At 68.0% G+C, this 25,769-nt stretch carries 25 protein-coding genes and 1 riboswitch; of the genes, 7 read left to right on the forward strand and 18 right to left on the reverse strand.

Annotation, left to right across the window (positions count from 1 at the left end; translation table 11 throughout):
* Nucleotides 1–94: 94 nt before the first annotated feature.
* A complete protein-coding gene (rbp, locus tag CA2_RS10170) occupies nt 95–529 on the reverse strand; it encodes an RNA-binding regulator (RefSeq protein WP_042416265.1) in 435 nt (144 codons plus the stop codon).
* 215 nt (nt 530–744) lie between these two features.
* Nucleotides 745–1,089 (reverse strand): RNA-binding regulator, encoded by a 345-nt coding sequence (gene rbp, locus CA2_RS10175; RefSeq protein WP_042416267.1) that lies wholly within the window; start codon nt 1,087–1,089, stop codon nt 745–747.
* Between the two features lie 272 nt (nt 1,090–1,361).
* Nucleotides 1,362–1,464: riboswitch (yybP-ykoY riboswitch) on the forward strand.
* Between the two features lie 90 nt (nt 1,465–1,554).
* Between rbp (CA2_RS10175) and CA2_RS10180 the strand changes: the two genes are divergently transcribed.
* The 4 genes from CA2_RS10180 (at nt 1,555) to otnI (ending at nt 4,910) form a co-directional block, all read left to right on the forward strand.
* Nucleotides 1,555–2,133 carry a TMEM165/GDT1 family protein gene (locus CA2_RS10180; protein WP_042416270.1) on the forward strand — a complete coding sequence of 193 codons (579 nt, stop codon included), beginning with the start codon at nt 1,555–1,557 and terminating at the stop codon, nt 2,131–2,133.
* A gap of 111 nt (nt 2,134–2,244) precedes the next feature.
* Nucleotides 2,245–3,375 carry a homoserine O-succinyltransferase MetX gene (gene metX, locus CA2_RS10185; RefSeq protein ID WP_042416389.1) on the forward strand — a complete coding sequence of 377 codons (1,131 nt, stop codon included), beginning with the start codon at nt 2,245–2,247 and terminating at the stop codon, nt 3,373–3,375.
* Nucleotides 3,372–3,956, forward strand: coding sequence for a methionine biosynthesis protein MetW (gene metW / locus CA2_RS10190; RefSeq protein WP_042416273.1), 585 nt, complete (start codon nt 3,372–3,374; stop codon nt 3,954–3,956). The genes metX and metW overlap by 4 nt, the downstream gene beginning before the upstream one ends.
* A 138-nt stretch (nt 3,957–4,094) precedes the next feature.
* On the forward strand, nt 4,095–4,910 hold the full coding sequence (gene otnI, locus CA2_RS10195) for a 2-oxo-tetronate isomerase (protein ID WP_042416276.1): 816 nt from the start codon (nt 4,095–4,097) through the stop codon (nt 4,908–4,910).
* Between the two features lie 155 nt (nt 4,911–5,065).
* On the opposite strand, the gene corA is transcribed toward otnI, so the two are convergent.
* The 4 genes from corA to tsaB all read right to left on the reverse strand — a co-directional run bounded on the left by corA (nt 5,066) and on the right by tsaB (nt 8,260).
* Nucleotides 5,066–6,052, reverse strand: coding sequence for a magnesium/cobalt transporter CorA (gene corA, locus CA2_RS10200; RefSeq protein ID WP_042416278.1), 987 nt, complete (start codon nt 6,050–6,052; stop codon nt 5,066–5,068).
* Nucleotides 6,053–6,255: 203 nt separating this feature from the next.
* Nucleotides 6,256–7,065 (reverse strand): uracil-DNA glycosylase family protein, encoded by an 810-nt coding sequence (locus CA2_RS10205; RefSeq protein ID WP_042416280.1) that lies wholly within the window; start codon nt 7,063–7,065, stop codon nt 6,256–6,258.
* Entirely contained in the window at nt 7,056–7,562 is a 507-nt protein-coding gene (gene rimI / locus CA2_RS10210; RefSeq protein WP_052369912.1) for a ribosomal protein S18-alanine N-acetyltransferase, read from the reverse strand. Before rimI ends, CA2_RS10205 begins: the two co-directional genes overlap by 10 nt.
* Entirely contained in the window at nt 7,562–8,260 is a 699-nt protein-coding gene (gene tsaB, locus CA2_RS10215) for a tRNA (adenosine(37)-N6)-threonylcarbamoyltransferase complex dimerization subunit type 1 TsaB (RefSeq protein WP_042416284.1), read from the reverse strand. Before tsaB ends, rimI begins: the two co-directional genes overlap by 1 nt.
* 167 nt (nt 8,261–8,427) lie before the next feature.
* Here tsaB and dacB point away from each other — a divergent pair, with 167 nt between their 5' ends.
* The gene (dacB, locus tag CA2_RS10220; RefSeq protein WP_245620935.1) at nt 8,428–9,840 is read left to right on the forward strand and encodes a D-alanyl-D-alanine carboxypeptidase/D-alanyl-D-alanine endopeptidase; all 1,413 of its coding nucleotides are present in this window, start codon (nt 8,428–8,430) and stop codon (nt 9,838–9,840) included.
* A 66-nt stretch (nt 9,841–9,906) separates the two neighbouring features.
* Here the strand turns inward: dacB and CA2_RS10225 are convergent, their stop codons facing one another.
* The 6 genes from CA2_RS10225 to purE all read right to left on the reverse strand — a co-directional run bounded on the left by CA2_RS10225 (nt 9,907) and on the right by purE (nt 16,277).
* Nucleotides 9,907–10,818, reverse strand: coding sequence for a glycerophosphodiester phosphodiesterase (locus CA2_RS10225; protein ID WP_042416290.1), 912 nt, complete (start codon nt 10,816–10,818; stop codon nt 9,907–9,909).
* Between the two features lie 2 nt (nt 10,819–10,820).
* The gene (locus CA2_RS18270; RefSeq protein WP_169741465.1) at nt 10,821–12,530 is read right to left on the reverse strand and encodes a hypothetical protein; all 1,710 of its coding nucleotides are present in this window, start codon (nt 12,528–12,530) and stop codon (nt 10,821–10,823) included.
* 45 nt (nt 12,531–12,575) lie between these two features.
* Nucleotides 12,576–13,421 carry a hypothetical protein gene (locus CA2_RS10235; protein ID WP_042416293.1) on the reverse strand — a complete coding sequence of 282 codons (846 nt, stop codon included), beginning with the start codon at nt 13,419–13,421 and terminating at the stop codon, nt 12,576–12,578.
* Nucleotides 13,422–13,605: 184 nt separating this feature from the next.
* The gene (locus tag CA2_RS10240; protein WP_042416296.1) at nt 13,606–14,604 is read right to left on the reverse strand and encodes an L-threonylcarbamoyladenylate synthase; all 999 of its coding nucleotides are present in this window, start codon (nt 14,602–14,604) and stop codon (nt 13,606–13,608) included.
* Between the two features lie 9 nt (nt 14,605–14,613).
* A complete protein-coding gene (locus CA2_RS10245) occupies nt 14,614–15,786 on the reverse strand; it encodes a 5-(carboxyamino)imidazole ribonucleotide synthase (protein WP_042416300.1) in 1,173 nt (390 codons plus the stop codon).
* Nucleotides 15,783–16,277, reverse strand: coding sequence for a 5-(carboxyamino)imidazole ribonucleotide mutase (gene purE, locus CA2_RS10250; protein ID WP_042416303.1), 495 nt, complete (start codon nt 16,275–16,277; stop codon nt 15,783–15,785). The genes CA2_RS10245 and purE overlap by 4 nt, the downstream gene beginning before the upstream one ends.
* Before the next feature lie 256 nt (nt 16,278–16,533).
* Between purE and trxA the strand changes: the two genes are divergently transcribed.
* Together trxA and CA2_RS17205 are read left to right on the forward strand one after the other, a co-directional pair.
* Nucleotides 16,534–17,490, forward strand: coding sequence for a thioredoxin (trxA, locus tag CA2_RS10255; protein ID WP_042416307.1), 957 nt, complete (start codon nt 16,534–16,536; stop codon nt 17,488–17,490).
* Nucleotides 17,491–17,579: 89 nt separating this feature from the next.
* Nucleotides 17,580–18,593: a nuclease-related domain-containing protein gene (locus CA2_RS17205; RefSeq protein ID WP_156106014.1), complete on the forward strand. Its 1,014-nt coding sequence runs from the start codon at nt 17,580–17,582 to the stop codon at nt 18,591–18,593.
* 46 nt (nt 18,594–18,639) lie between these two features.
* Here the strand turns inward: CA2_RS17205 and CA2_RS10265 are convergent, their stop codons facing one another.
* The 6 genes from CA2_RS10265 to CA2_RS10290 form a co-directional block, all read right to left on the reverse strand.
* Nucleotides 18,640–18,993 carry a ribbon-helix-helix domain-containing protein gene (locus tag CA2_RS10265; RefSeq protein WP_042416309.1) on the reverse strand — a complete coding sequence of 118 codons (354 nt, stop codon included), beginning with the start codon at nt 18,991–18,993 and terminating at the stop codon, nt 18,640–18,642.
* A gap of 148 nt (nt 18,994–19,141) precedes the next feature.
* Nucleotides 19,142–19,723 carry a DJ-1/PfpI family protein gene (locus CA2_RS10270; RefSeq protein ID WP_042416312.1) on the reverse strand — a complete coding sequence of 194 codons (582 nt, stop codon included), beginning with the start codon at nt 19,721–19,723 and terminating at the stop codon, nt 19,142–19,144.
* A 136-nt stretch (nt 19,724–19,859) separates the two neighbouring features.
* Nucleotides 19,860–20,381, reverse strand: a complete 522-nt coding sequence (locus tag CA2_RS10275) for an NUDIX hydrolase (RefSeq protein WP_042416315.1) — start codon at nt 20,379–20,381, stop codon at nt 19,860–19,862.
* A gap of 60 nt (nt 20,382–20,441) precedes the next feature.
* Nucleotides 20,442–20,972 carry a GNAT family N-acetyltransferase gene (locus CA2_RS10280; protein ID WP_042416318.1) on the reverse strand — a complete coding sequence of 177 codons (531 nt, stop codon included), beginning with the start codon at nt 20,970–20,972 and terminating at the stop codon, nt 20,442–20,444.
* Nucleotides 20,973–20,983: 11 nt separating this feature from the next.
* A complete protein-coding gene (locus tag CA2_RS10285) occupies nt 20,984–22,033 on the reverse strand; it encodes an HD domain-containing phosphohydrolase (protein WP_245620932.1) in 1,050 nt (349 codons plus the stop codon).
* The gene (locus tag CA2_RS10290; RefSeq protein ID WP_245620933.1) at nt 21,996–25,640 is read right to left on the reverse strand and encodes a PAS domain S-box protein; all 3,645 of its coding nucleotides are present in this window, start codon (nt 25,638–25,640) and stop codon (nt 21,996–21,998) included. The genes CA2_RS10285 and CA2_RS10290 overlap by 38 nt, the downstream gene beginning before the upstream one ends.
* Nucleotides 25,641–25,769: the final 129 nt, after the last annotated feature.

Raw genomic sequence — 25,769 nt, forward strand, 5'->3', positions numbered from 1 at the left:
ATACGGCTGCGTAAGAATATAAGAAATATAAATGTAGGATTATTCTTGCAAAATAAAAAAAGGCCCTCAGGGCCTTTTTTCATTTTGCAAGAAGTTAATGGTCGTTCTTGAATCGGTTACCCCCTTCGGTACTCTGTCCATAACCTGGATTGCCCCGCCCACGCGGACCGGTGCCATAGGGACTGCGAAAGCTGCCTTCCCCGCGACCGGCAAACCCGTTGTTGCCTGCATTCGGGTTGCCGCTATAGCTGCCGTAGCCCCCGGAACGGGGCGGGCGTGGCTCCATGGGACGCGCTTCATTGACCACCAGGCTGCGGCCGCCCAGGGGTTGGCCATTCATGCCTTGAATGGCTGCACTGGCCTCGGCGTCACTGCCCATTTCCACAAAGCCAAAGCCTTTGGAACGCCCGGTATCGCGCTCCATCATGACTTTGGCACTGGCCACTGTGCCAAATGGCACGAAAGCCTGTTCCAAATCGTGATCGCGAACGCCATATGGCAAATTGCCTACATACAACTTACTGCCCATCACTCGCTCCTCAGCCGAAACCAATGGGGTGCCGATGTCTTGAAAGCACCCATTTGTTGGTATTGGTAAACAGAAAGCGGAAATTCCGCGGAAACATTATCCGCAGAGTTTTTATGGAAATACAAGCGGTTTAGGAAAATAAAACGGCCATAAAAAAAAAGGAACCTTGCGGTTCCTTTTTTTATGGAGCGTCGCGTCAAGACGCGCGTTCGGGATTAGTAGCTGTTACGGCCACCACCGAAACCGCCGCCGCCGAAGCCGCCGCCGTTGCCACGGCCACCGCCGAAGCCGCCGCTACGGGGAGGGCGGGGTTCCATGGGGCGTGCTTCGTTCACGACCAGATCGCGGCCGCCGAAGTTTTGACCGTGCATGCCTTGGATGGCAGCTTGGGCTTCAGCATCGCTGCCCATTTCCACAAAGCCGAAGCCCTTGGAACGGCCGGTGTCACGCTCCATCATGACCTTGGCGCTTTGGACAGCGCCGAATTCGGAGAACGCCTGCTCAAGGTCGTTGTCGCGGAAAGCGTAAGGCAGGTTGCCCACGTAAAGTTTGTTGCCCATGGAGGACTCCTAGAAAAAGACTTGAAACGCGATGGAGCCCTAACCGAAAGCCAACCTGAGGCTTGACCTACCTTAGAGACGCAAACGCACTTGCTCCTGTACCCGAGTACCCGGGAGCGAACCCATTATGTCGCAAGCTATCTAGAGGTCACTGGGGTTTTGTCAAATTTGTGCTCCTATACAACAAAGCACTCGTATTAACCCGCAATTCCATCTTGATAACAGTGGTGTGCTTGGGTGGAGGGCAATAAATATTGCAAATCGCTACAATAGCCTCCGTCTTTGGGGAGTAGTCCGTTTGGCGTGCAATGCGTCAAAAGCATGTATCAACAGACTTGGCGCGAGTGCGCTATGGTGCATGCGGCTTCAGAAGCTGGGCAAGACCATTGGCTGCAACCGTATCCAGGCTGGACGCGGCGGCAGCCAATGCGTGTTTGTTCGTCCAGCCGTCTAAAAAACCCCACTATGGAAGCTTTTCTCGTATCGACCGGTATTGTTGCCCTGGCTGAAATGGGCGACAAAACGCAGTTGCTCTCCCTGGTTCTTGCCGCACGTTTTCGCAAACCCTGGCCGATTGTTCTGGGCATTTTTGTTGCCACCGTGGTCAACCATGGCCTGGCCGGTGCCGTCGGCTCGTGGGTGAACGCCATGATCGGGCCCGACGCCATGCGCTGGATCCTGGGCCTGTCCTTCATCGCCATGGCCGTCTGGATGCTGATCCCGGACAAGTTCGAAGATGACGAAGTGGCCGGGCATTCGCGCTGGGGGGTGTTCGGCACCACGGTGGTGGCGTTCTTCCTGGCCGAGATGGGCGACAAGACGCAGATCGCCACGGTGATGCTGGCCGCGCAGTACAACGCCTACCTGTGGGTGGTGCTGGGCACGACGCTGGGCATGATGCTGGCAAATGCCCCCGTGGTGTGGTTGGGCGACAAGCTGGTCAAGAAGGTGCCGATCCGCCTGGTGCATGTGATTTCTGCGCTGATCTTCCTGGTGCTGGGCGTGGTGGCCTTGTTCGCCACAGGGGGGCCGGGTTTGGCATAATGCCTTGCATGCGCCGATTTGCTTCTGCTTGCGGGCGCTTTATAAATCCTGCTAAAGACGAAACCGCTTGCACAGAACCCGGCCTCGTTTTTAGCGATGCCGGGTTTTTTCATGTCCTTCATCGTCACACCACAAACCATGCACTTTCCGGATGCGCTGCCGCTGCAAAGCGGCAAGCACATTCGTGACTACACCCTTGCGTACGAGACCTATGGCACGCTGAATGCCGACCGCTCCAACGCCATCCTGGTCTGCCATGCGCTGAATGCCTCGCACCACGTGGCGGGCGTGTACGCCGGCCAGCCCAAGAGCGAGGGCTGGTGGGACAACATGATCGGCCCCGGAAAGTCCGTGGACACCAACAAGTTCTTCGTCATCGGCGTCAACAACCTGGGCTCCTGCTTTGGTTCGACTGGCCCCATGCACACGAACCCGGAGACCGGCGCGGTCTACGGCTCCAGCTTTCCCGTGCTGACGGTGGAGGACTGGGTCAATGCCCAGGCGCTGCTGCTCGATCGCTTGGGCGTCGCACAACTGGCCGCCGTGCTGGGCGGCAGCCTGGGGGGCATGCAGGCCCTGAGCTGGACCCTGCAGTATCCCGAGCGCATGCGCCACGCCGTGGTGGTGGCCAGTGCGCCCAATCTGAACGCCGAGAACATCGCCTTCAACGAGGTGGCGCGCCGCGCCATCGTCACCGACCCGGACTTCCACGGCGGTGATTTCTACGCCCACGGCGTGGTGCCGCAGCGCGGGCTGCGCATCGCCCGCATGATCGGCCACATCACCTACCTGAGCGACGATGTGATGAACCAGAAGTTCGGCCGCGCCCTGCGCAACGGCCCCGACATCCAGTTCACCACCCAGGACATCGAGTTCGAGATCGAGAGCTACCTGCGCTACCAGGGCGACAAGTTCAGCGGCTACTTCGACGCCAACACCTACCTGCTGATCACACGTGCGCTGGACTACTTTGACCCTGCCAAGAAGTACGGCGGCAGCCTGAAGGCGGCGCTGACCCGCAGTCTGGCCAAGTTCTTCCTGGTCAGCTTCACCACCGACTGGCGCTTTGCGCCGGGGCGCAGCCGCGAGATCGTGCAGGCCCTGCTGCAGAACGGGCGCGACGTCAGCTATGCCGAGATCGACGCGCCCCATGGGCACGACGCCTTCCTGCTCGACGACCCCCGCTATCTGGCCGCGATGCGCGCCTACTTTGACGGCATTGCCAAGGAGTTCTCCGCATGAGCGCGACCCCCACCATGCAAGCATTGGCACAGCTGGTGCCCCAGGGCGCCCGCGTGCTGGATCTGGGCTGCGGCGATGGCAGCTTCCTGCAGTACCTGCAGCGCGAGCGGGGCTGCACCGGCTATGGCGTGGAGATCGATGACGCCAACGTGCTGGCCTGTGTGCAGCGCGGCATCAACGTGCTGCAGCTGAACCTGGACGACGGCCTGGCCATCTTCGAGGACAACAGCTTCGACATGGTGCTGCAGATCAACACGCTGCAGCATCTGCGCAACACCGAAACCATGCTGCGCGAGACCGCGCGCGTGGGCCGCATGAGCGTGGTCAGCTTTCCCAACTTTGCGCACTGGCCCAACCGCTTCTCGGTGCTGCGCGGGCGCATGCCGGTGACGCGCCACCTGCCCTACCAGTGGTACGACACACCCAACATCCGCGTGGGCACGTTCAAGGACTTCGAGGTGCTGGCGCACAAGAACCGGCTGCACGTGGTCGATGCCTTTGGTCTGCGCGAAGGCCAGGTCATCCGCAGCTGGCCCAATCTGCGCGCCAGCACGGCCGTGTTCTGCCTGGAGCGGGGCTAGGCGCGACCGTGGGCGGGCCGGCTGCGCGCCGGCATGACCCCGGTGCCCTCGGGGTGAGCGGGAGGGCCGCGGCGACGCGGGGGGCCACCAACCGACCAGCGTCAAAGCGGCGGCGGTGCAATTTCCCATAATGCAACCATGCCCCGCTGTGCCGCCAACCTCTCGCTGATGTACACCGAGCTGCCTTTCCTGGCCCGCTTCGGTGCGGCCGCCCGGGACGGCTTCCGGGCGGTGGAATACCTGTTTCCCTATGCCTACGCGGCCGAGGAGCTGGCGCAGCAGCTGGCGCAGCATGGCCTGCAGCAGGTGCTGTTCAACGCCCCGGCCGGGGGCGGGAATCTGGCGGAGATGGCCCAGGCCTGGGAGGCCGGGCGGCGCGGCAGCCTGTGCATTCCCGGGGAAGAGGTCCACTTTCGCGAAGGTGTCTGGCATGCCCTGCACTACGCCCAGGTGCTGGGCTGCCCGCGCATCCACGTCATGGCCGGCCTGGTGCCGCACACGCTGGCGCGCGAAGTCCTGGTCAGCACGGCCCACGAAAACCTGCGCTGGGCGGCGCAGGCCGCCGCCGACGTGGAGGTGCTGGTTGCGCCGATCAATGGGCGCGACATGCCGGGCTATTTTCTGCAGACACAGGACCAAGCCCACAGCCTGGTGCAGACCGTGGCGGCGCCCAACCTGAAGGTGCAGATGAATCTGTACCACTGCCAGGTCATGGAGGGCGATGTGGCCACCAAGCTGCGCACCTACCTGCCCACGGGGCGCGTCGGGCACATCCAGGTGGCGGGCGTGCCGGAGGGGCACGAGCCGGATGGGGGCGAGCTGCACTATCCCTATCTGTTCGACCTCATTGATGCCCTGGGCTACAGCGGCTGGGTGGGCTGTGCATACCGCCCGCGCCACGGTACCAGCCAGGGGCTGGTCTGGATGGCGCACCCCGCCTGCCGCATGGGCTGAGGGCGCGGAGGCCACGCGGTGTGACCATCGTGGTGGCCAAAGATCCGTGAAAAAGTGAGCGTGTGGCGCGCGTTTTGCCTTGATTTCAGGCGATAAACCATCTGAAATTGGCTTGGAATGCGCGCCAGCTGCTCCTTTTTTGAGTGCCTGCGGCCTTACTTGAGCCAGCCGCGCTTGCGGAAGTACAGCATGGGCCCCACGGCGCTGAGCACCATCAGCAGCAGCACGTAGACGTAGCCGTATTCCCATTCCAGCTCGGGCATGACGCGGAAGTTCATGCCGTAGACGCTGGCGATCAGCGTGGGGGGCAGCAGGGCCACGCTGGCCACCGAGAAGATCTTGATGATCTTGTTCTGGTTGATGTTCAGGAAACCGACGGTGGCGTCCATCAGGAAGTTGATCTTGTCGAACAGGAAGGCCGTGTGGCTGTCCAGCGACTCGATGTCGCGCAGGATCTGGCGTGCGTCCTCGAACTGCTCGGCATTCAGCATCTTGCTGCGCATCATGAAGCTGACGGCGCGGCGCGTGTCCAGCATGTTGCGGCGGATGCGGCCGTTCAGGTCCTCCTGGCGCGCGATGTCGGCCAGCACGGTCTGGGCGTCGCTGTCGGTGACGTTGCCGTCCAGCACCTGGGCGCTGACCTTTTTCAGGTCGTCGTAGATGCCTTCCAGCGTGTCGGCGGAGTATTCGGCGTCGGCGTCGAAGAGCTTGAGCAGCACTTCCTTGGCCTCTTCGATCAGTCCGGGCGCGCGGCGTGCACGCAGGCGCAGCAGGCGGAAGACCGGGATGTCTTCCTCGTGGATGGAAAACAGCACGCCGCAGCTTTTCAGCTCGGTGTTGTGCTGGTTCAGGATGAAGGCCACGCGCACGCTGCGTGGGTCATCCTCGTCGTCCACCAAGAAGTCGCTGCGGATGTGCAGCTCGCCGTTGTCTTCCTCATAGAAGCGGGCGGACTCCTCGATGTCCTCGTCGGTCGCGTCTTCGGGAATCGACAGACCGTAGTGCTGCTTGATCCAGCGCTTTTCCTCGAGGGTGGGCGACTCCAGGTCAACCCAGATGGGCTGGAACTGCTTGAGTTCTTCCAGCGATTCGATCTCTTCCTGGACCAGACGGCCATTGGACAGCGAAAAGATATTGAGCATGCAGCTCTCCCAAATGTTGTTGTGGCTTTGGCGGGGATGCAGGGTGCGCTTCCAATCCTTCCGCGTCGGCCATCGGGCACTGGGAGAGGATGGAAGCTACCAACTAGGGTAGGTTTCCACGGAGTTATCTCCAAAATATGACAAGCCCTCGATTATGCCGGGCATCCTGGTGGACAGGGGGCCGGGGCCTTTCGGGCGCAGGCTCAGGGCGCCGGGGGGGGGCGCAGCGCGTGGGCGCGGCACAGATCGGCCCAGGCGGCCGGCTTGGCGTGCGGTGAACGCAACAGGTAGGCCGGGTCGTAGCTGACCACGGTGGGCGTGCCGTGCAGCTGGTGCACCTGGGCGCGCAGGCGGCCCAGGGCTTCCTCGCTGCCCAGCACGGCGCGGGCCGCATGCAGGCCCAGCACCAGCACGCGGGCCGGGCGGGTGTGCTGCAGGCAGTGCGGCAGGGACTGGTCCAGCGGCTGCCATTCCACCGCCTCGGCGGCCAGGCCGGCGGCCGACAAGGCTTCGCTGCCGGGGCGCTGCACCCCGGCGATCCAGACATGGGCGCTGTGGTGCAGGCGCAGGGCGCGCAGCATGTTGTCCAGCAGCTTGCCGCTGTCCCCGGTCAGCGGGGCGCCGGGGTGCGGGCCTTCCCAGATCACCAGCCAGCCATCGTCGGCGCTGCCGCCACCGGCCTGGGGATAGGCCTGCACGGCAGGGGCCATGCGCCAGGCCGTGGCTGGTGCGGCCTCGGCCTCCGAGGCGGGTACCGCCTGGGCACGGGGCTGCGGCGCAGGCGCTGCCGCCGCCACCGCGGGGGCGACGGGCGTGGGGGCTGCAGTGGGCGCTGGGGGCGTGGCAGGGTGTGCGGCGACCGCGGGTGCCGCCACCGGGTCCGCCACGGCCACCACCGCGACGGCCGGGGCCGCCGCGGGCACGGGAGCCCCCGCTGCGGGCTTGGGCCACCAGATGGTGATGCCCATGTCCTGCAGCATGGCGCGTTGGCGGGTGTCGAGGTTCAGGGCCATAGGGACATGCTCATCAAGATGGCGGTTTCACGTTCGCCATGGTGCACCGGATAGTACTTCTTGCGCGCCCCCACCTGGGCAAATCCATAGTGTTCGTACAAACGGCGTGCGCGCTGGTTGCTTTCGCGCACCTCCAGCCACAGCCACTGGGCGTGGGCGGTGTGGCGGCTCCAGTCGCACAGGGCCCCCAGCAGCGTGCGGGCCAGGCCCTGGCCCTGGTGCAGCGGCGAGACCGTGAGGTTCAGCAGGTGCACCTCGTCCAGGATCTGCATGGCGACAAAGTAGCCCAGCACGGTGTCCCCGTCCAGCAGCACCTGCGCGTGGTAGCCGCTGCGCAGCGCATCGGCAAAGTTGCCGCGGGACCACGGGTGGGTGAAGGCCACGTTCTCAATGGTCAGGATGCTGTCCAGCAGCTCCTCGGTCATGGGCTGCAGCGCGCAGGGCGGGGCCAGCGGCGGCACCGCAGGCGCGGGGAGCGGCGAGGGCTGGCGGTGCATCATGCGTGCGGGGCGGGTTGGCTGGCGGCCCGTGCGGCTTCACGCTCGGCCGTGGTCAGGGCCACCTTATCGCGGATGTACAGCGGTAGGGCGTAGGAAGCGTCCACCAAGTGACCGTCGGCCATCAGCCGCGGTGCCAGGCGCAGCAGGGCGGTGGCCGTGGGCAGGGCCACACGGTGTGTCGCCTGGGGCGCCAGGCGCTCGGCATAGGCGGCCTGGGCGTTGCCCACCACGCTCAGCCCTTCAGGCACCTGCAGGGCCTCGGGGGCGCACAGACCCAGGGCGTGCGTGGCGTGCCAGAGGCCATTGGCCCAGCGGTAGCCGGCGTGGTAGACCTCGGACATGCGCGCGTCCAGCACCGCCATGACGTCGGTCAGGCCATGCTGCTCGCGGGCCTCTTCGGCCACAGCCAGCAGGGTGTCGACGGGCAGCAGCGGCTTGCCGGCCCCCAGTGCCAGCCCCTGGGCAATCGCGCAGGCGGTGCGCAGGCCGGTGAAGGACCCCGGCCCACGGCCGAAGGCGATGGCATCCAAATCCGCGAACTGCAGGCCCAGCGCCTGCAGGCCTTGCTGGATGCTGGGCAGCAAGGTGGCCGAGGAGTTGGCGCCGCCGGCCGCCTGGTGCTGCCACAGCGCTGTCCCGCGCTGCAGGGCGATGAACAAGGTGTCGGTGCTGGTGTCGAAGGCAAGCAGATTCATGGGGTGGGCGGCCAGGGCAGAGGGCGCACGCGGTGGCGCCAAAGCTGCGAATTATCGGCCGGTGGCGGCGCGCGTGTGCGGGCCCTGGCGCAAACCCGCGTGGCGCACGCTGGCCGGTGCAGCCCCTACACTTTGCGGCTATGTCTGAACGTATGTGGTGGCGCAGCATGCGCCTGGGGGTGGCGGGCGGGGTGCTCGCCGCCGGTGGTGGGGCGCTGGCCCAGTCCTTGCCGGCGCCGGTGGAGGCCGCGCTGGCGCGGGCGCAGATTCCACGCGAGGCCGTGTCCATCTATGCCGCGCCGGTCGAGGTGCAGCAACCGGTGCGCCTGGCGTGGCAGACCCGCACGGCGATGAACCCGGCCTCGGTCATGAAGCTGGTGACCACCTATGCCGCCCTGGAGCAATTGGGCCCGGCCTACGTCTGGCGCACGCCGGTCTATCTGGATGGCGTGGTGGACCAGGGCGCATTCCGGGGCACGGTCTACATCCAGGGCGCGGGCGATCCCAAGCTGGTGTCCGAGCGGCTGTGGCTGCTGCTGGGGCGCCTGCAGGGCATGGGGGTCAAGGTCATCGTCGGCGATGTGGTGCTGGACCACAGCGCGTTCCAGGTCTCCGGCCACGATGCGGCGGCCTTCGACAACGAACCCTTCCGGCCCTACAACGCGGGCCCCGACGCCCTGCTGATCAACTACAAGACCCAGGTGCTGGGCTTCATCCCGGACCCGGCCGCGGGCGTGGCGCGCATCCATTACGAGCTGCCGATGGCGGGCGTGCAGGCGCCGGCCAGCGTGCCCCTGGCCCCGACCGGCACGGCCTGCGGCGACTGGCGCACCCAGTTGCAGGCCGACTGGAGCGACCCGCAGCGCATCCAGCTGCTGGGCCGCTACCCGGCCAGCTGTGGCGACAAGAACTGGCCCGTGGCCCTGGCCGGCCCCGAGCGCTTTGCCGCGCGGGCCGTGGAGGGCATGTGGCGCAGCATGGGCGGGCAGATCACCGGCCGCGTGCGCGATGGCCAGGTGCCGCCGGGCCTGAAACCCGCCTGGGACAGCGTTTCGCCCGCCCTGGGCGAGGTGGTGCGCGACATCAACAAGTTCAGCAACAACGTGATGACGCAGCAGCTGCTGCTGACCCTGGGCAAGGAACGCATGGGCGTGGGCAGCTTTGATGCCGGGCGCACGGCCCTGTCCCAGTGGTGGCAGCTGCGCTGGGCGGCGGCCGAGATGCCGGTGGTGGACAACGGCGCGGGCCTCAGCCGCAACGCCCGCATCAGCGCCCAGGCCTTGGGGCGCATGCTGCAGGCGGCCTGGCATTCGGCGGTGATGCCGGAGTTCGTGGCCTCGCTGCCGATTTCCGGCACGGACGGCACCTTGCGCCGCAGCAAGGCCAGCGCCAACGCCCACCTGAAGACCGGCTCGCTGCGCGATGTGAACAGCCTGGCGGGCTATGTGCATGGCTACAGCGGCCAGCGCTATGTGCTGGTGGCCATGGTCAACCACCCGAATGCCGGGGCCGCCCGACCGGTGCTGGATGCCTTGGTGGACTGGGTAGCCCAGGACGGGGCGGCCGTGGCGCAACGCTGAGTCGTGTGCCCGGGGTAGAAAAAAACCGGCCCCAGGCCGGTTTTTTCATGGCGCGGCCCGTGCGGCTCAGCCCACCACCTGGGCGCAGAAGCTGGCCGGGTCGCCGTCGATGATGGCCCCCGTGGGCAGCAGGCCGCGCTCGCGCAGCAGGCGGCGCAGGTCCTGGGCGTGTTCGCGGTCGCCGCGCAGGCTGTAGGTGAACACGGGCATGCCGATGTGCGCCGCATCGGCAAACAGGTTCGGGTTGGCGCGCAGCGAGTAGATGTCCACGTGCAGGCCCACGGGCTTGCCGACCTCGCGCTGCAGCTGGCCCAGCACCTTGGGTGAGATGTCCGGGCTCTTGAGCAGGTGTGCGCGCGAGGCGGTGCGCTTGTCGCTCAGCGCGATGCTCACCTTGTCGGTGGCCACGGCACCCAGGTAGGCCTGGGCATCGAGCTTGCGCACGCACTTGAGGTGGTCGAACTCGGTGGCGCTGATGGTCCACTGGCCGGACGGCAACTGGCCCAGCAGTTCACCGACCACGGCCTCGGCCGCCTGGCAGTTGCGGTGCTCTTCCTTGATTTCCACATTCAGCACCTTGCCGCTGCGCTGCACGGCGGGCAGCAGGTCACGCAGGAAGGGCGCGGTCTCGCCGGTGAGCTTGCCGTCGCGGTCGCGCAGGCGCACCTCGCGCCAGGCTTCGCTGGGCAGCTGGCGCACGGCCCGGCCCTTGATGCTGGTGGTGCGGGTGGTCAGTGCATCGTGGTGCACGGCCAGGCCGCCATCGGCCAGGGTCTGCACATCGATCTCGGCGCCCTCCCAGCTGCCGCGCACGGCCGCTTCCACGGCGGAGCGGCTGTTTTCCGGATGGCCGGGGGCACCCCGGTGGGCGAACAGTTCCATGCCCAGGCAGGCGGCCTGGGCCGTGGGAAGCAGGCTGAGGGACACGCACAGCAGGCCCAGGCTGCGCAGGAGGGGGGGGCGGGAGGAAACTGGCATGACTAGTCCTTGGGGCGGTAGCCGAAGGTGATGCCCTGCAGGTAGTGCACGCGCAGGTGTTCGTTGTACGGGTAGGCATAGCCCTGGCCCACGGCCACCACGTGCAGGGCGTTGACGATGGCCGGCGCCAGCGGCAGGCTGCGCTGCTGCTGGGCATCGTCGGCCTGGTTGCGTTGCAGGGTCTGGGCGGTCAGGGTCTGGTACAGCTCGGACGTGGTGACGCTGTTGTCCATGTGGCTCAGCGTGGTCCAGATGCCTGCGGCCAGCACGAAGGGCACCAGCAGGATCGCCCATCCCAGGCGCTGCAGCACGGCGGCCGGTATCTGGCGTGCCGCCAGGCGCAGGGCCAGCTTGCACAGCAGGTAGACCAGCTTGCCCAGGTGGCCGATGGCGCCCAGCAGCGAGCACAGCAGCGCGATCGGCGGCACCAGGGCGGCGCGCGTGGCGTCCAGCCCCTGGGCGGCGTTGCTGCCGCCGTCGGCAAAGGTGGCCAGGGGGGCGTTGTATTTGGCCGCTTCGGTGCGGGCCCGGGCCATGCGCATGGGGTCGTACAGTTGGCGGCGAAAGCCTTCGGCATCGGTGCCCAGGGGCACGCTGGTGCCGGCGGGCAGCTTCAGCTGGTCGCGCAGCTCGGCCTGAACGGCCGGGTGGGCTGTGAAGGCCGCCTGGGACAGCCCGGGCGCAATGCGCTGGCCGCGCACCTTCACCTCGGGCACTTGGCCATGGAAGCGGCTGCGCACCTTGCGATCTACGGCGGCGCGAAAGCCGGCCTCGTCGCGCAAGTCCCAGTCACTGGGCACGGGCACGCGCTGGCGCACACTCTGGCGCACCCGGCCCTCGTAGGCGCCGGGCACGGTGGAGGGGGTCCAGCCGCGCTTGCCCAGGTCGCTCAGGTAATCGTTCCAGGCCTTGCGGTGTTGCCTGGCCACCTCGGCCTCCACATCCACATTGGCGCTGCCCAGCTTGCTGTAGTCGCGCCATTGCTTGGCCACACCGTCCATGGCCTGCTGGTAGCTGCGGTAGTAGCCCTGGATGCCGCCGGCCTGGTGGCCCACGTGCTCGGCAATCAGCGTCAGCTTGGCATGCTCGATCTTGCGGTCCAGCTCCTGCACCGAGGCCGCCATGGCCGGGAACAGGGCCAAGAAGGCCTTGCCTTCGGGGCGGGCGTAGAGACCGGCGTCCTGCTCCATGCCGGTCAGTTGCACGCGGCCGTCGACGATGGCTTGCTGGATCAGCGTGATGTTCAGCGCCTGGCGGCGGAATTCGGTGGAACGCGAGGCCACGATCCCGTCCACCAACTGCTGCAGCCCCAGGTAAACCCCGCCCACGGTCAGGCCACACAGCAGCAGCACGACCCCCATCCGGGGCGTGGCCGCCCGGCCCAGGCGCACGCAGCGGGCACGCCAGGTCAGCAGCCCCTGGAGCACCACCAGGGCCACGGCAATGCCCGAGAGCAGGCGCCCGGAGATTTCGATGTGGTGCACATCGTCGGCGCTGGCGCCGCCGCCCACCACATCCAGCAGACGGGCGTTGAAGGCCAGCTCGAACGCCAGGTAGAGGGCCGTGAGCAGGATCAGGCCCACCAGGGTGGACGTGGACAGGCCTGGGAGCGGGGGCTGGGGCGCCGTGTGTGCCGGCGTGGCGTCGCGGGCGCGCGGGGCGGTCGACGCCCCGGGCAGCAGGGCGTCGCGCAAGGTGGTAGGTTGGGACAAGGCGGTCACGATGGCAGGCGCAGGCCCCCGCAGGGGCCCGGCGGTTTACTTGGTCAGGTCGACGGTGATGGTGGGTTTGATCTCGGTGCCGAAGTCGAGGTTTTGCGGCGTCTGTGGGGCCGTGCGGGCGCTGGCCGGGGCCACCGTCGCGGGGCGGGCCCGTGGGCGCGGCGCGGGCTCGGCCGCAGGCGCTGGGGCGGGTGTGGCGCGCGGGGTGCTGCTGGTGGCACTGGCGGCAGGGCGCTGGCGCAGCTGGGCCGCCGATGGGGTGAACGGGGGGCCCGGCTGGTAGCGCTCCCCGGGGGGCTGGCCTGCAGGGTCCTGGCTACCCACGGGTCCGGGCAGGCTGGTGACGCCCGGGGGCAGCACCACGTCCGGGCGGCGGCCCAGCTTGCCGTCGCGGTAGACAAAGCGGCTGACGCGGCTGCCGACCGTGAAGTCGATGTACTGCTCCACGCGGCCGGTCTGCACCAGCGGCTCCACCCCGGTGCAGGGCATGTCCAGGTCCCAGACGGCCGCCTGGGATTTGCCGGCCACGCTCACCAGCCGGTACTGGCGGCCGCATTGCGGGGTGTCGATCAGCAGCAGGATGTTGGTGGCCGTGCCCACCTGGCTGACGTGGGCGATGCGGCCACCGCGCAGGGCGCCCAGGTCCACGACACGGGCCAGGGTGCCGAACTTCAGGCTCCACTGGTCGCCCATGCGGCGCAGGGTGACGCTGGTCTGGCCATCGGGCAGCGGCCGGCTGTCCATGACGGTGCCGAACAGCTCGGGCAGGTCGGCGCTGAGGATGGTGTGGCCGCGGTGGTCGTACTTGACGGCGCAGCCCGACAGGGCCAGCAGGCTCGCCAGGGTCAGCAGCGACGCGGTGGTGCGAAAGCTAGGGTGCATGGTGGTCGTTCTGCAAGCGACAGCCGCAGACGGCACCAGGGGCGCGCATCCGGGCCGGGCCGAATGGCCCGCATGCAGTCCTCCCGGCTACATAGGGTTTCGGCCTCTGAAAGCCGATAAATGTAACTGGTTTGTCACGAATGCTCCACCGCCCGTGGCCGGCGGTGCCGGCCGGGTGGGAGCGTCAGCCGGCCGCAGCGGCGCGCTGCAGGCGGTCGCGCACGCCTTCCCAGTCGGCGCTGTCGGGCGGGGTCTCGATCCAGATCAGCCGCACGCCCAGCTCGTCAAAGTCGCGCAGCGTGCCAAACAGCTCGCGCGCCGTGGCCAGGGCATCGCCGGGCATGGCGCGCAGGTGGATGGCGCGGCTGGCGGACCGCAGCGTGCTGCGGTGGTAGACGGCGATGTGCCGGCCCTCGGGGCCCAGCAGGTCCAGCGCGGACTGCAGCTGTCCGGCGTCCATCAGGCGCACCTTGGCATTCGGTGCGTAATGGGCCAAAAGTGTGCCTGATGCTCGTGGGGTCTGCGCAGGCAGCTCTTCTTTCGAGAGTGGCCGGGTGCCGCACGCACGTTCAATGTCGTCGCGCGTGATGGCGCCGGGGCGCAGCAGCACGGGCACGCCGCGCGTGCAGTCGACGATGGTCGATTCAATCCCGACCTCGCAGGCGCCACCGTCCAGCACCAGCAGTTCGTCGCCAAACTCGGCGGCCACGTGCTGGGCGGTGGTGGGGCTGACGCGGCCGAACTTGTTGGCGCTGGGGGCGGAGACGCCCCAGACCGGCGGATCCAACTGCTGGCAGGCCTGCAGCACCGCATGCGCCACGGGGTGGCTGGGGCAGCGCAGGCCCACGCTGTCCTGGCCGCCGGTCGAGGCCTGGGCGGCCTGCGGCAGGCGCGGCAGGATCAGGGTCAGTGGGCCCGGCCAGAACGCGTCGATCAGTTGCTGGGCAAACACCGGCACGGCCTGGGCATAGCGGGTGATGGCGGCGGCGTCGGCCACGTGCACGATCAGCGGATGGTTGGCCGGGCGCCCCTTGGCGGCAAAGATCTGCGCCACGGCCGCGTCGTTGTCGCTGTCGGCGGCCAGGCCGTAGACCGTTTCGGTGGGCAGGCCCAACAGCTGGCCTTGTTGCAGGGCCAGCGCAGCGGCTTGCACCGAGGCGTCCAGCGTTCCATCCAGAATCACGTCAGTTCCTTAAAACGCCGGGATGCCGAGGATGTCGGCGGCCTTCAGCGCAGTGGCGCGGGCCTGCTCGGGCGTGGCCGCGGTGATGTTCAGGTGGCCCATCTTGCGGGCGCGCTTGGCATCGACCTTGCCGTACAGGTGCAGGTGGGCGCCGGGCAGGGCCAGGATTTGCTCCCAGGCGGGCGTCTGGGGGCTGTCGCCGTGCTTGAACCACAAGTCGCCAAGCAGGTTCAGCATGACGGTGGCGCTGTGCTGGCGCGGCTGCACCAGGGGCAGGTTGGTCATGCAGCGCACCTGCAGCTCGAACTGCGACACGTCCAGCGCGTTCTGGCTGTAGTGACCGCTGTTGTGCGGGCGCGGGGCGATCTCGTTGACCACCAGCTGGCCGTTGTCCAGCACAAAGAATTCGACGCACAGCACGCCCACGTAGTCGAGGCCGATAGCTACGGATTTCGCAGCGGCTACCGCTTGCTCAGCCTGCGCTGCGGGCAGATTGCCTTCATACACCTCGGTCACGGCCAGGATGCCGTCGCGGTGCAGGTTGCGTTGCACCGGCAGGTGGACGATGGTGCCGTCCCGGCCACGCGCCACGATGACCGAGCATTCGTGCGCCAGCGGCAGCATTTTCTCGAGCACGCAGGCCACCTGGCCCAGTTCGTTCCAACCCGCCACCAGCTCGTCGCGGGTCTTGACGCGGATCTGGCCCTTGCCGTCGTAGCCCATGCGTGCGGTCTTCAGGATGCCGGGCAGCAGCGCGTCGTTGACGGCCGCCAGTTGCTCGGCCGTTTCGATCACGGCGTAGGGCGCGCAGGGCACGCCGCACTTCACGAAGTGGGCCTTCTCGGCCGCGCGGTCCTGGGCGATCGCCACGGCCGCGCCGGCGGGCGACACGGGCAGGCGCTCGGCCAGCTGGATCAAGGAACCCGCTGGCACGTTCTCGAATTCGGTGGTCACGGCGGCGCACTGCTGGGCCAGCTCGGCCAGGCCCTTGGGGTCTTCGTAGCCGGTGCGCACATGGTGGTGGCTGACCCGGCCGGCGGGGCTGGTGGCGTCGGGGTCCAGGACGGCGGTGAAGTAGCCCATGGCCTGGGCGGCGTGGGCAAACATGCGGCCCAGTTGGCCGCCGCCCAGCACGCCCAGCGTCGCGCCGGGCAGGATCACTTGCGTGTCATTGGCGCTCATGCGTTCACCGGCAGGGTCATGGCGCGCGCGGCGTCGGTCTGCTCGGCGCGGAAGGCGTTGAGCTGGGCGCGCAGCGCGGGGTCTTCGTTGGCCAGCAGGGCCACGGCAAACAGGGCCGCGTTGGCGGCACCGGCATTGCCGATGGCAAACGTCGCCACGGGCACGCCCTTGGGCATCTGCACGATGGAGTGCAGCGAATCCACGCCCTGCAGGTGGCGGCTGGCCACGGGCACACCCAGCACGGGCACGGGGGTCTTGGCGGCAATCATGCCGGGCAGGTGGGCGGCGCCACCGGCCCCGGCGATGATGGCCTTCAGGCCACGCTCGGCCGCAGCTTCGGCGTAGCGGAACATGTCATCCGGCATGCGGTGGGCGGAAACCACCTGCGCTTCGAAAGCGATACCGAACTGCTGGAGGATGGCTACTGCGTGCTGCATCGTGTCCCAGTCGCTGCTGGAACCCATGACGACGCCGATCTGGATGGGGTTCATGTTCTCTGTGGGGCGGCTGTGGCCCGGCCTAGTGGAACCCGCGATTTTACTTTTATGGGGGCGCCCGCGCGCGCGCAGGGTCGTGCGGGGGCGGAGCCGCCCGCCCAGGCTTGAAATTGCGCCGCCTTCCCCCACGTCTGAAGGCATCTGCGCCCAGGGATGGCGGGGCCGTGATTTGCTGGAGAATCGACGGGTCCGCGCCATGGGTGCGCTAACACGGAGGGCGCTGGGCGCGCTCCGCCACAGGGTTGCCAACATGATTGACGTCACCATTGAGAATTTTGAAGCCGAGGTGGTCACCGCCTCCATGACCACCCCGGTGCTGGTGGACTTCTGGGCCACCTGGTGCGGCCCCTGCAAGACCCTGGTGCCGACGCTGGAGAAGCTGGAGACCGAGTACGCCGGCCGCTTCACGCTGGCCAAGGTGGATGTGGATGCCAACCAGCAGATCGCCGGCATGTTCGGCATCCGCAGCGTGCCCACCTGCGTGCTGATGGTCGGTGGCCGTCCCGTGGACGGTTTCATGGGCGCCCAGACCGAAGGCCAGGTGCGCGAATTCCTGGACAAGCACCTGCCCAGCGCCGGTGAACTGCAGGCCGAGGCCGAAGTGGACGAAGCCCAGCAGATGCTGGAGTCCGGCGACACCCAGGCCGCGCTGCAGAAGCTGGCCGAGGCCCTGGCGGCCGATCCCGCCAACGACGATGCACGCTTTGACTATGTGCGCCTGCTGATCGCCACCGGGGGCTATGAGGAAGCGGCCGGCCTGCTGGTCGAGCCGCTCAAGCGCATTCCCCAGGCGCTGCGCTTCGAGGCGCTGCACCAGTGGCTGCAGTGCATGCAGTTCGTGCAGCAGGACGACCGCGGCAACTGGCCGCTGGAGCAGTTCGATGCGGCCATCGCCCAGAACAAGCGCGATTTCGACACCCGCTTTGCCAAGGCCCAGGTGCTGGCGGCCGAAGGCCAGTGGACCGCGTCCATGGACGAACTGCTGGAGATCATCCTGCGCGACAAGGAGTGGAACGGCCAGGCGGCGCGCAAGCTGCTGGTCGGCATCCTGGAGCTGCTGACCCCGCCCAAGCCCAAGAAGCAGGACACCGTGCCCGGCAAGAGCGCCGGCGGCATTGAGCTGCTGGGCAAGGGCGCGGGCGAGCAGGACGCGGCCACGGCCCTGGTCAACAGCTACCGCCGCAAGCTGAGCATGGCGCTGAACTGAGCGCCCTGGCGCCCGTTGGTCGAGGAGCCCTTGTGGCTCCTTTTTTGTGCCCGTTATGCTGGGCGCCGCAACAACAGCAGGAGGCGGGCATGGCGGCGATGTGGCAACAACTTCACGGCGTGATGGGGCTTTGGCTGCTGCTGGCCGTGGGCCTGGCGCTGTTGTCCGGCGTGCTGCGCTCCGCACGCTTCAAGGGCTGGCTGGGCGAGCGCCTGGTGCGCCGCTGGCTGGCGCAGGGGCTGGACCCGCAGCACTACCACGCGCTGCACGACATGACGCTGCGGCTGCCCGATGGCAGCACCACGCAGATCGACCATGTGGTGGTCTCGGTGCACGGCGTGTTTGTGCTGGAGACCAAGCACCTGCAGGGCTGGATCTTTGGTGCGGAACGGCAGAAGGAGTGGACGCAGACCTTCTACCGCCATCGCGTGCGCTTCCAAAACCCACTGCGCCAGAACTGGCGCCACCTCAAGGCCCTGGAGACGCTGCTGGACGTGCCGCTGGCCCACCTGCATTCGGTGGTGGTGCTGACGGGCACGGCCCAGTTCAAGACCGCGATGCCGGCCCAGGTGGTGCAGGGCGCGGCGGTCGTGCCCTATGTGCGCAGCTTCAACGCCCAGCTGCTGGCGCCCGAGGCGGTGCAGCGCATCCTGCAACAGCTGGACGCGCAGCGCCTGGCACCGACCCGCGCCACGCACCGTGCCCATGTGGCCCACCTGCGCCAGCGCCACGCGCGGGCCGAGGGGGCGTCGCCCGCTTCCACTCGCGTTTTGGCGACCGTGCCTGCAACGGCAACGGCAACGGCAACGGCACCTGCGTCTGCGTCTGCGTCTGCGCCTGCAGCGGCCCCGCGGCCACCACGCCCGCTGGCGGACGCGGTGGAGGCCGCCATCCCCGGGCGGACGGAGCCGGTGCTGCACCCGGAGCCTCCACCCACAACGCCGCAGGCCGCCGCCCCCTGCCCGCGCTGTGCGGCACCCCTGGTGGCCCGCAGCGTGTCGCGCGACGACGGGGCCTCGCTGCACTTCTGGCGCTGCCAGCGCTTTCCCGAGTGCCGCCACATGCAGCCGCGCACGGTGGAGGTGTTGCCGCTGGAGGAATGAGAGCGCCCAGCGCGCGCTGGATATGGGCTAGAGGCCAAAAAGGCCCTCAGTGGCGCAGGGCGGCGGCAGGCACCGAGGCCTGCGCGCTGGGGCGCAGGCTGCGCACGGGGATGCTGCGGTCCTGCGGAATCTCGCCCGACAGCTGCAGCGCCAGATAGCGCGTGCAGCACACGCGCAGGAAGGAGGCGAAGTTGTCGATGGCGCCGCGCTCGGCCAGCAGTTCGTCGTAGAGCTTGGTGCACAGCTGCGGCACGGTGTAGCCGTCGCGGCTGGCGATCTCCTCCAGCACCTGCCAGAACAGGTTTTCCAGGCGGATGCTGGTGGCCACACCGTGCAGGCGCAGCGAGCGCGCGCGGTGGGCGTAGAGCTGTGGGTCCGCGCTGATGAAGACTTGGCACATGGTGGGGCTCCCGGAGGACGGTCAGGCCGCCATGGTGGGCGCGTGGGCGGTCCGCGTCAATGCGGGTTTGCCGCCGCAAAAAGAGAAGCTGCTGGCGCAGGCCAGCAGCGCCTTGCACGCATTTTTCACGCAGAACGTTTGCCTGGGCTCAGTGGCTGATGCGGGTGCCCAGCAGCGCCAGGAACTGCGCCAGCCAGGCCGGGTGGGCGGGCCAGGCCGGGGCGCTGACCAGGTTGCCCTCGGTGTGGGCCTGGTCCACGGGGATGTCGGCGTAGGTGCCGCCGGCCAGTTCGACCTCGGCACGGCAGGCCGGGTAGGCCGAGCAGGTGCGCCCCCGCAGCACGCCGGCGCCGGCCAGCAGCTGGGCGCCATGGCAGACCGCCGCCACGGGCTTGTGGGTGTCGAAGAAATGGCGCACGGCCGCACAGACGGCGGGGTCGTTGCGCAGGTACTCGGGGCCGCGACCGCCGGGGATGACCAGGGCGTCGTACTGGGCGACCTGCAGGTCGGCAAAGCTGGCGTTCAGCGTGAAGTTGTGGCCCGGCTTCTCGCTGTAGGTCTGCGCCCCTTCGAAGTCGTGGATGGCGGTCTTGATGTGGTCGCCGGCCTTCTTGCCGGGGCAGACCGCGTGCACGGTGTGGCCCACGGCCAGCAGCGTCTGGAAGGGGACCATGGTTTCATAGTCCTCGCAGTAGTCGCCGCAGATCATCAGAATTTTCTTGGCTGCCATGGTGTCTCCTGGAATGGTTGTGGTGGCCATTCATTGTGGAAGTCACGGGCAGGTCGGGGGTATTAATGGGTTACTACAGCGGACCGCGGCGCACCCATCCCCCTGGGGTGCGCCACCGCTGCCGGGCCGTGCCGGTCTACAGGCGGGCCAGCAGGTCCTGGGTGTGTTCGGTGGGCTGGGGCACCGAGTAGATGCTGGGGTCGGCCTGGATCAGGCGTGTGTCGAAGCGCTGACCCGCCAGGTAGTCGCGCACGGACTGCAGCACCACGGGGCTGCGGTGCAGGTGGGCCGTGGCCTGCAACTCCTCCAGCGACAGCCACACGGTGCGCACGATGCCCTGGTCCAGTACGCGGTGGGCGTGGTGCTGGCCCAGCTCGCCGGTGAAGGCAAAGCGCATGTAGGTGATGTCCGAACCGGTGCGGGTGCGGATGAAGCGGTTCATGTAGATGCCGACCAGGGCCGTGGGCTCGAAGCTGTAGGCGGTCTCTTCCAGCACCTCGCGCGCGCAGGCCTGCAGCGGGGTCTCGGCGGGGTCCAGGTGACCGGCGGGGGTGTTCAGGCGCAGACCGTCGGCCGTGTTTTCTTCCACCAGCAAAAAGCGCTGGTCACGCTCGATCACGGCCGAGACCGTGACATTGGGTTTCCATCGGTTAGGCATGCGGGCATTATCGCGAGCCCGTCGGGCTGGCCTGTCAGCTAAATCCGCATCTGTCAGAAATCAGAGCGCTGCCGTCATGTACGTGGCGCCCGGACCGTAGGTTTCGAGGTGCATGGACTGTTGTGCATCCAGCACGGGTTTTACAGAAAAACCTTGACGTTCCCAGTATGTCTGTGAGCCCTGGACCGACACCAGGGCCGCCTGCTGCACGCCGCGCTGGCGCGCCGCGGCAAACAGGTGCTGCACCAGGTGGCGGGCCACGCCCTGGCCGCTCAGCTCCGGCAGGACCGACATGTCGTGCAGGTACAGCACGTGGGGGCCGGGTGCGGGGGCGCTGAAGTCGCCATCGAGCGGCGTGATCTTGCCGGGGTTGGACCAGTAGGCCGCCAGGTAGGCCAGCAGTGCAGTCTGGCCCGGGCGCACCACGCCGATGGAGCACTGGTGGGGGCAGGCCAGCCGGCGTGCGAACACCGCCGGGCTTTCCTGGAAGCTGTCGCCGTAGCAGACCGTCTGCACGTGCAGCAGGCTGTCGATGTCGTGCGCGCCCAGCGGGCGCAGCGTCCAGGAGGCAGGCAGGGTGGGCGCGGTCATGGGGGCGATTATCAGAGACAGTCCTCGATGGCGGGCTCGGGCACCTCGTCTCGCCAGCGCTGGCGTATGGCTTCCAGTTCGTGGCGCAAGCCTATGAAGACCGGCACCAGGTCGGGGTCGAAATGCCGGCCCGACTGGTCCGCGATGTGTGCCAGGGCCTCGTCCACCGACCAAGCGCGCTTGTAGGGGCGGACCGAGGTCAGGGCATCGAACACATCGGCGATCGCCACCATGCGTGCGGCCAGCGGAATGGCCGTACCGCGCAGGCCCAGCGGGTAGCCGCTGCCGTCCCACTTCTCGTGGTGGGCCAGGGCGATGGTGCGTGCCAGCTGCAGGACGCCGTCCTCGTGCGCACCGATGATCTCGGCGCCAATCGCCGGGTGCTGGCGCATGATCTGCCATTCGCTGTCGTTCAGCGGCCCGGGCTTGAGCAGCACCGCATCGGGCACGCCGATCTTGCCCACGTCGTGCATGGGGGCCGCGTGCAGCAGCTCGTCGGCCCATTCCGGGCTGCAGCCGATGGCCAGGGCCAGGGCCTGGGCAAAGTGGCTCATGCGCAGCACGTGCATGCCGGTCTCGTTGTCCTTGTACTCGGCCGCGCGGCCCAGGCACTGCACGATCTGCAGCCGCGACTGGCGCAGCGCCTCGGCACGCACCAGGGACAGGTGGGTGCGGATGCGGGCCCGCACCACGGGCGCCCGCACGGGCTTGACGATGTAGTCCACGCCGCCGGCCTCGAAGCCCTCGGCCTCGTCGCCCATCTCGGACAGGGCCGAGACGAAGATCACTGGGGTGCCGCGGGTTTCGGGCCGGGCCTTGAGCTGGCGGCAGACGTCGTAGCCGTTGAGCTGCGGCATCATGATGTCCAGCAGGATCAGGTCCGGGGGCTGGTGCTGCGCCAGCTGCAGCGCCCGGGTGCCGTCGGTGGCAAATTGCAGGCGGTAGTCATCGCCCAGGATCTGCCGCAGCACGTGCAGGTTGGTGGGTTCATCGTCGACCAGCAGCAAGCGGGGCCTGCGATCTTCATGGCTGGGGGGCGAGGTGGGCATGGGGTTCGTCATCGACACAGTTTTCCAGGCGGGTGGACAGGGTACGCACGCATTCCAGCGCCCGTTCAAATTCAAACAGATCCAGGGCCTCCAGCAGGGCCGCCAGTTCCGGCGCGGGCAGCAACTGCTGCAGGGTCTGCAGGGCCGGGCTGGCGATTTCGCCCTGCTGCAGGGCCTCGCCCAGCGCGCGCAGCGCGGTCAGGGCCTGGGATTGCTGCGCGGAAGACAGTGTGGCAGCAGCCCGTGCTGGTGCAGCGGGCGTGGCGGCCGGTGCGCTTGCGCGCAGCAAGGCCTCTACCTGGGCCAGGGCCGTGGCCAGTTGCGGCAGCTGGGGCTCCAGCGCGGCGCGGTCCTGGTGCTGGGCATCGTGCTCCATCTGGGCCAGCAGGGCCTGCAGGGGCTGCAGGCCCAGGTTGCCGGCGGCGCCACGCATGCGGTGCACGGTGGTGCGGATGGCCTCCCAGTCGCCCTGTTGCACCAGCTGGCGCAGCTCCTGGGTGCGGCCTTGCTGCTCGCCCAGAAAGCGGGACCAGGCGGCGCGCAGGGGCTCGACCCCGCCCCAGAGCGCCAGCCCCGCGTCCCAGTCGGCCACGCTGCCGTCCAGCGGGTAGGCCGAGGTGCTCGCGGGGGCGGCAGGCTGCAGGGCCGCGCCGGCAGGCGTGGCGGGGGGGTGTTCGGACAGCACGCGTGCCATTTCGGCCATCAGCTTGGGCAGCTCCAGCGGCTTGGTGGCAAAGCCGTCCATGCCGGCGGCGTCGGAGTTCTGCCGGTCCTGGGCCAGTACGCTGGCCGACAGGGCGATGATGGGCATGTGGCGCTGGCCGTGTGTGGCCTCCCAGTGGCGGATGCTGCGGGCGGCCTCCAGGCCATCCATGTGGGGCATCTGCAGGTCCATCAGGATCAGGTCGAAGTCCTGGGTCTGGCGCAGTCGCACGGCTTCGTGCCCGTCGTGGGCCAGGGCCACGCTGTGGCCGTAGCGCTGCATCACGACCTGCAGCAGCTCCAGGTTCTGCGGCACGTCGTCGACCGCCAGGATGCGCAGGGCGGGCAGCGTGGCGCTGTGGGCCGCGGGGAGGCGGCGCTCCGGCGCCTGTCCGGCCGGCAGCGGCAGCTGCACCAGGAATTCCGTGCCGGCGCCCAGCTGGCTGCGCACGCTGATCTGGCCGCCCATCAGCTGGGTCAGCTGGCGCGAGATGGTGGTTCCCAGGCCCGTGCCGCCGTAACGGCGGGTGGTGGACGCATCGGCCTGCGCAAACGGGTCGAAGATGTGCGACAGCTTTTCCTGGGCGATGCCGATGCCCGTGTCCTGCACGCGCAGCTGCAGCATGCCCTGGTGGTAGCCGACTTCCAGCAGCACGTGGCCGCGCTCGGTGAACTTCACGGCATTGCCCATCAGGTTGGTCAGCACCTGCTGGATGCGCATCGCATCGCCGCGCAGGTAGGCCGGCACCTGCGGCTGGATATCCAGCAGCAGGTGCAGCCCCTTCTTTTCCGCCTGGATGCGCAGGGTGCCGACCACCAGGTGGCAGACGTCGGCCACCACGAAGTCCTCTTCCTCCAATTGCACCGCGCCCTTGTCCAGCTTGGCGGTGTCCAGGATGTCGTTGAGCAGGCGCAGCATGGAGCGTGCCGAGCGGTAGACGGTCTCCACGTAACGCTGCTGGGTGGCGCCCAGCGGGGTGTCCAGCAGGGTCTCGGAGAAGCCGATGATGGCGTTCATCGGCGTGCGGATTTCGTGGCTCATGTTGGCCAGGAAGGTGCTGCGCGCGGCGGCGGCGGCCTCGGCCTTTTCCTTGGCTTGCAGCAAGGCCTCGGACAGGGTGCGGCTGGCGGTGATGTCGGTCAGCAGCTGGGTGATGCGCAAGGTCTTGCCACAGGCGTCCAGGATGGGGCTGAAGGTGGTCTGCACCCACAGCAGCTCGCCGTGCTTGACGCGCGCCTGGCATTCGAGGCTGACAAAGTCCCCGCGCTGCAGCTGTTGCCACATCAGGGAGGTCTCGGCGTGGCGCTGCGGGGTGTCCAGGCAGAACAGGTGGTAGTGCTCGCCCTGCACCTCGTCCAGGGTGTAGCCGAACATGTCGAGGAAGTTCTGGTTGGCGTGTAGCACATGGCCGTCCAGGCTGTATTCGACGACCGCCACCGCGCGGTTGATGGCAGTCACCGTGCCTTCGAATTCGGCGTTGCGTGCCTTGATCTCGGTGTGGTCGATGAGCACGCCGTCGATCCAGCGCAGCTGCCCGTACTCGTCGTACACACCGCGCCCGCTTTCGCGCACCCAGCGCACGCTGCCATCGCGGTGGCGCAGCCGGTACTCGTGGCTGTAGGCCAGGCCGGCATCGATGGCGCTGTACACGGCCTCGGTCAGCCCGGGGATGTCCTGGGGCAGCACCAGCGCCTCCATGCGCTGGGGCTGCGACAGCAGGGCCTCGGCGGGCCAGCCGGTGAGCGTTTCCACCGGCTTGCTCAGGAACATCGGCTGCCAGATGCCACCACCCGCGCGACGAAAGGTGACGCCGGGTATGTTGCTGATCAGGGTGCGGTGCTTTTCCTCGCTGTGGCGCAGCGAGGCCTCCATGGCGCGGCGCTGGCGGATGTCGGTCAGAAAGCCGACGAACAGGGGGGGCCCCTCGGTCTGCACGCGGCCCACGGCCAGGCGCACGGCGACCTGTTCGCCCTCCTTGTGCAGGGCGTGCACCTCACGCCCGGAGCCGATGATGCTGGTGGCCCCCGTGCGCAGGTGGCGCTGCAGGTAGCCGTCGTGCGCCTGCTGCTCGGTCGGCGGCATCAGCATGCTGACGTTGCGGCCCAGGACTTCCGCGGCGGACCAGCCCAGCAGGCGCTCGGCCGCCGGGTTGAAGGCGCAGATGCGGCCATCGCCCTCGATCATGATGATGCCGTCCACTGCGGTGTCGACCACGGCGCGCAGGCGCGCTTCGCTGCGGAGGATTTGGGCAAACAGCTGGTTTCTGCGCACACCCACGTTGACCCCCAGCACCAGCAGGCCGAGGGCCAGACAAACCGAGGCTGTGACGATGACCACCGGCCAGTAATCAGGGGCCGTGGGGTCGGGGGCCACCTCCAGTCCGGCGGGCAGGTAGATGGCACCCATCGCGGCGTAGTGCATGCCTGCCACCGACAGGCCTAGCAAGCTGCCACTGAGCAGGGTGGCGTAGAGGACGCGGGCGCCAGATTGCAGCAGCCGCTGATGGACTGCCAGCGCCAGGGTGGCCAGGCCGACTCCGACGACGACGGCCAACACCAAGCCTTGCGGGGCGTAGTAGGTGTAGCTGGCGGTGTCCGAAGCGGTCATGCCGCCGAAGTGCATGGCAGCGATGCCAATTGCAAACAGGCTGCCACTGCCCAACAGGCGCAGGCCACGGGTGGCGGGGCGCTGCAGCTCGCGCATCACCCACCAGGCCCCCAGCAGGCTGGGCGTGACCGACAGGGCGCTGTACAAGGTCGAAAAAACGCCATTGGCACAAGGTGCAAACGCCAGCATGCCAATAAAGTGCATGCTCCAAATGCCACCGCCCAGAGAACAAGCCCCCGATGTCCGCGCCAGCACGCGTGTGAAGCGCTGGTTGGCACTGCGCGTCAGTGCGGACATGTGCAGGGCCATGACGGCGCTGCAAATAGCGACTCCAACTGAAATGGCAACCAGCAGCTGGTCCATCCAGGCCCATTGCATGGGTACGTAGAGATCTGGGTCAGGCAGAAGGCGTATCCACATGGTTGCGCACGGTGAGGG

The organism is Comamonas aquatica NBRC 14918 (assembly GCF_000739875.1).
Lineage (GTDB): Bacteria > Pseudomonadota > Gammaproteobacteria > Burkholderiales > Burkholderiaceae_C > Comamonas > Comamonas aquatica.

Excerpts from the sequence above, each read along its gene's own strand:
- CA2_RS17205 (WP_156106014.1), top strand. The coding sequence starts at position 17,580 with ATGGCGGCGATGTGGCAACAACTTCACGGCGTGATGGGGCTTTGGCTG.
- rbp (WP_042416267.1), bottom strand. The coding sequence starts at position 1,089 with ATGGGCAACAAACTTTACGTGGGCAACCTGCCTTACGCTTTCCGCGAC.
- CA2_RS10180 (WP_042416270.1), top strand. The coding sequence starts at position 1,555 with ATGGAAGCTTTTCTCGTATCGACCGGTATTGTTGCCCTGGCTGAAATG.
- corA (WP_042416278.1), bottom strand. The coding sequence starts at position 6,052 with ATGCTCAATATCTTTTCGCTGTCCAATGGCCGTCTGGTCCAGGAAGAG.
- CA2_RS10205 (WP_042416280.1), bottom strand. The coding sequence starts at position 7,065 with ATGGCCCTGAACCTCGACACCCGCCAACGCGCCATGCTGCAGGACATG.
- purE (WP_042416303.1), bottom strand. The coding sequence starts at position 16,277 with ATGAACCCCATCCAGATCGGCGTCGTCATGGGTTCCAGCAGCGACTGG.
- CA2_RS10235 (WP_042416293.1), bottom strand. The coding sequence starts at position 13,421 with ATGCACCCTAGCTTTCGCACCACCGCGTCGCTGCTGACCCTGGCGAGC.
- otnI (WP_042416276.1), top strand. The coding sequence starts at position 4,095 with ATGCCCCGCTGTGCCGCCAACCTCTCGCTGATGTACACCGAGCTGCCT.
- metW (WP_042416273.1), top strand. The coding sequence starts at position 3,372 with ATGAGCGCGACCCCCACCATGCAAGCATTGGCACAGCTGGTGCCCCAG.
- CA2_RS10265 (WP_042416309.1), bottom strand. The coding sequence starts at position 18,993 with ATGTGCCAAGTCTTCATCAGCGCGGACCCACAGCTCTACGCCCACCGC.
- CA2_RS10275 (WP_042416315.1), bottom strand. The coding sequence starts at position 20,381 with ATGCCTAACCGATGGAAACCCAATGTCACGGTCTCGGCCGTGATCGAG.
- rimI (WP_052369912.1), bottom strand. The coding sequence starts at position 7,562 with ATGCACCGCCAGCCCTCGCCGCTCCCCGCGCCTGCGGTGCCGCCGCTG.
- CA2_RS10245 (WP_042416300.1), bottom strand. The coding sequence starts at position 15,786 with ATGAGCGCCAATGACACGCAAGTGATCCTGCCCGGCGCGACGCTGGGC.
- CA2_RS10225 (WP_042416290.1), bottom strand. The coding sequence starts at position 10,818 with ATGCCAGTTTCCTCCCGCCCCCCCCTCCTGCGCAGCCTGGGCCTGCTG.
- CA2_RS10285 (WP_245620932.1), bottom strand. The coding sequence starts at position 22,033 with ATGACGAACCCCATGCCCACCTCGCCCCCCAGCCATGAAGATCGCAGG.
- trxA (WP_042416307.1), top strand. The coding sequence starts at position 16,534 with ATGATTGACGTCACCATTGAGAATTTTGAAGCCGAGGTGGTCACCGCC.
- tsaB (WP_042416284.1), bottom strand. The coding sequence starts at position 8,260 with ATGAATCTGCTTGCCTTCGACACCAGCACCGACACCTTGTTCATCGCC.
- CA2_RS10280 (WP_042416318.1), bottom strand. The coding sequence starts at position 20,972 with ATGACCGCGCCCACCCTGCCTGCCTCCTGGACGCTGCGCCCGCTGGGC.
- metX (WP_042416389.1), top strand. The coding sequence starts at position 2,245 with ATGTCCTTCATCGTCACACCACAAACCATGCACTTTCCGGATGCGCTG.
- CA2_RS10290 (WP_245620933.1), bottom strand. The coding sequence starts at position 25,640 with ATGGCCCTGCACATGTCCGCACTGACGCGCAGTGCCAACCAGCGCTTC.
- dacB (WP_245620935.1), top strand. The coding sequence starts at position 8,428 with ATGCGCCTGGGGGTGGCGGGCGGGGTGCTCGCCGCCGGTGGTGGGGCG.
- CA2_RS10270 (WP_042416312.1), bottom strand. The coding sequence starts at position 19,723 with ATGGCAGCCAAGAAAATTCTGATGATCTGCGGCGACTACTGCGAGGAC.
- rbp (WP_042416265.1), bottom strand. The coding sequence starts at position 529 with ATGGGCAGTAAGTTGTATGTAGGCAATTTGCCATATGGCGTTCGCGAT.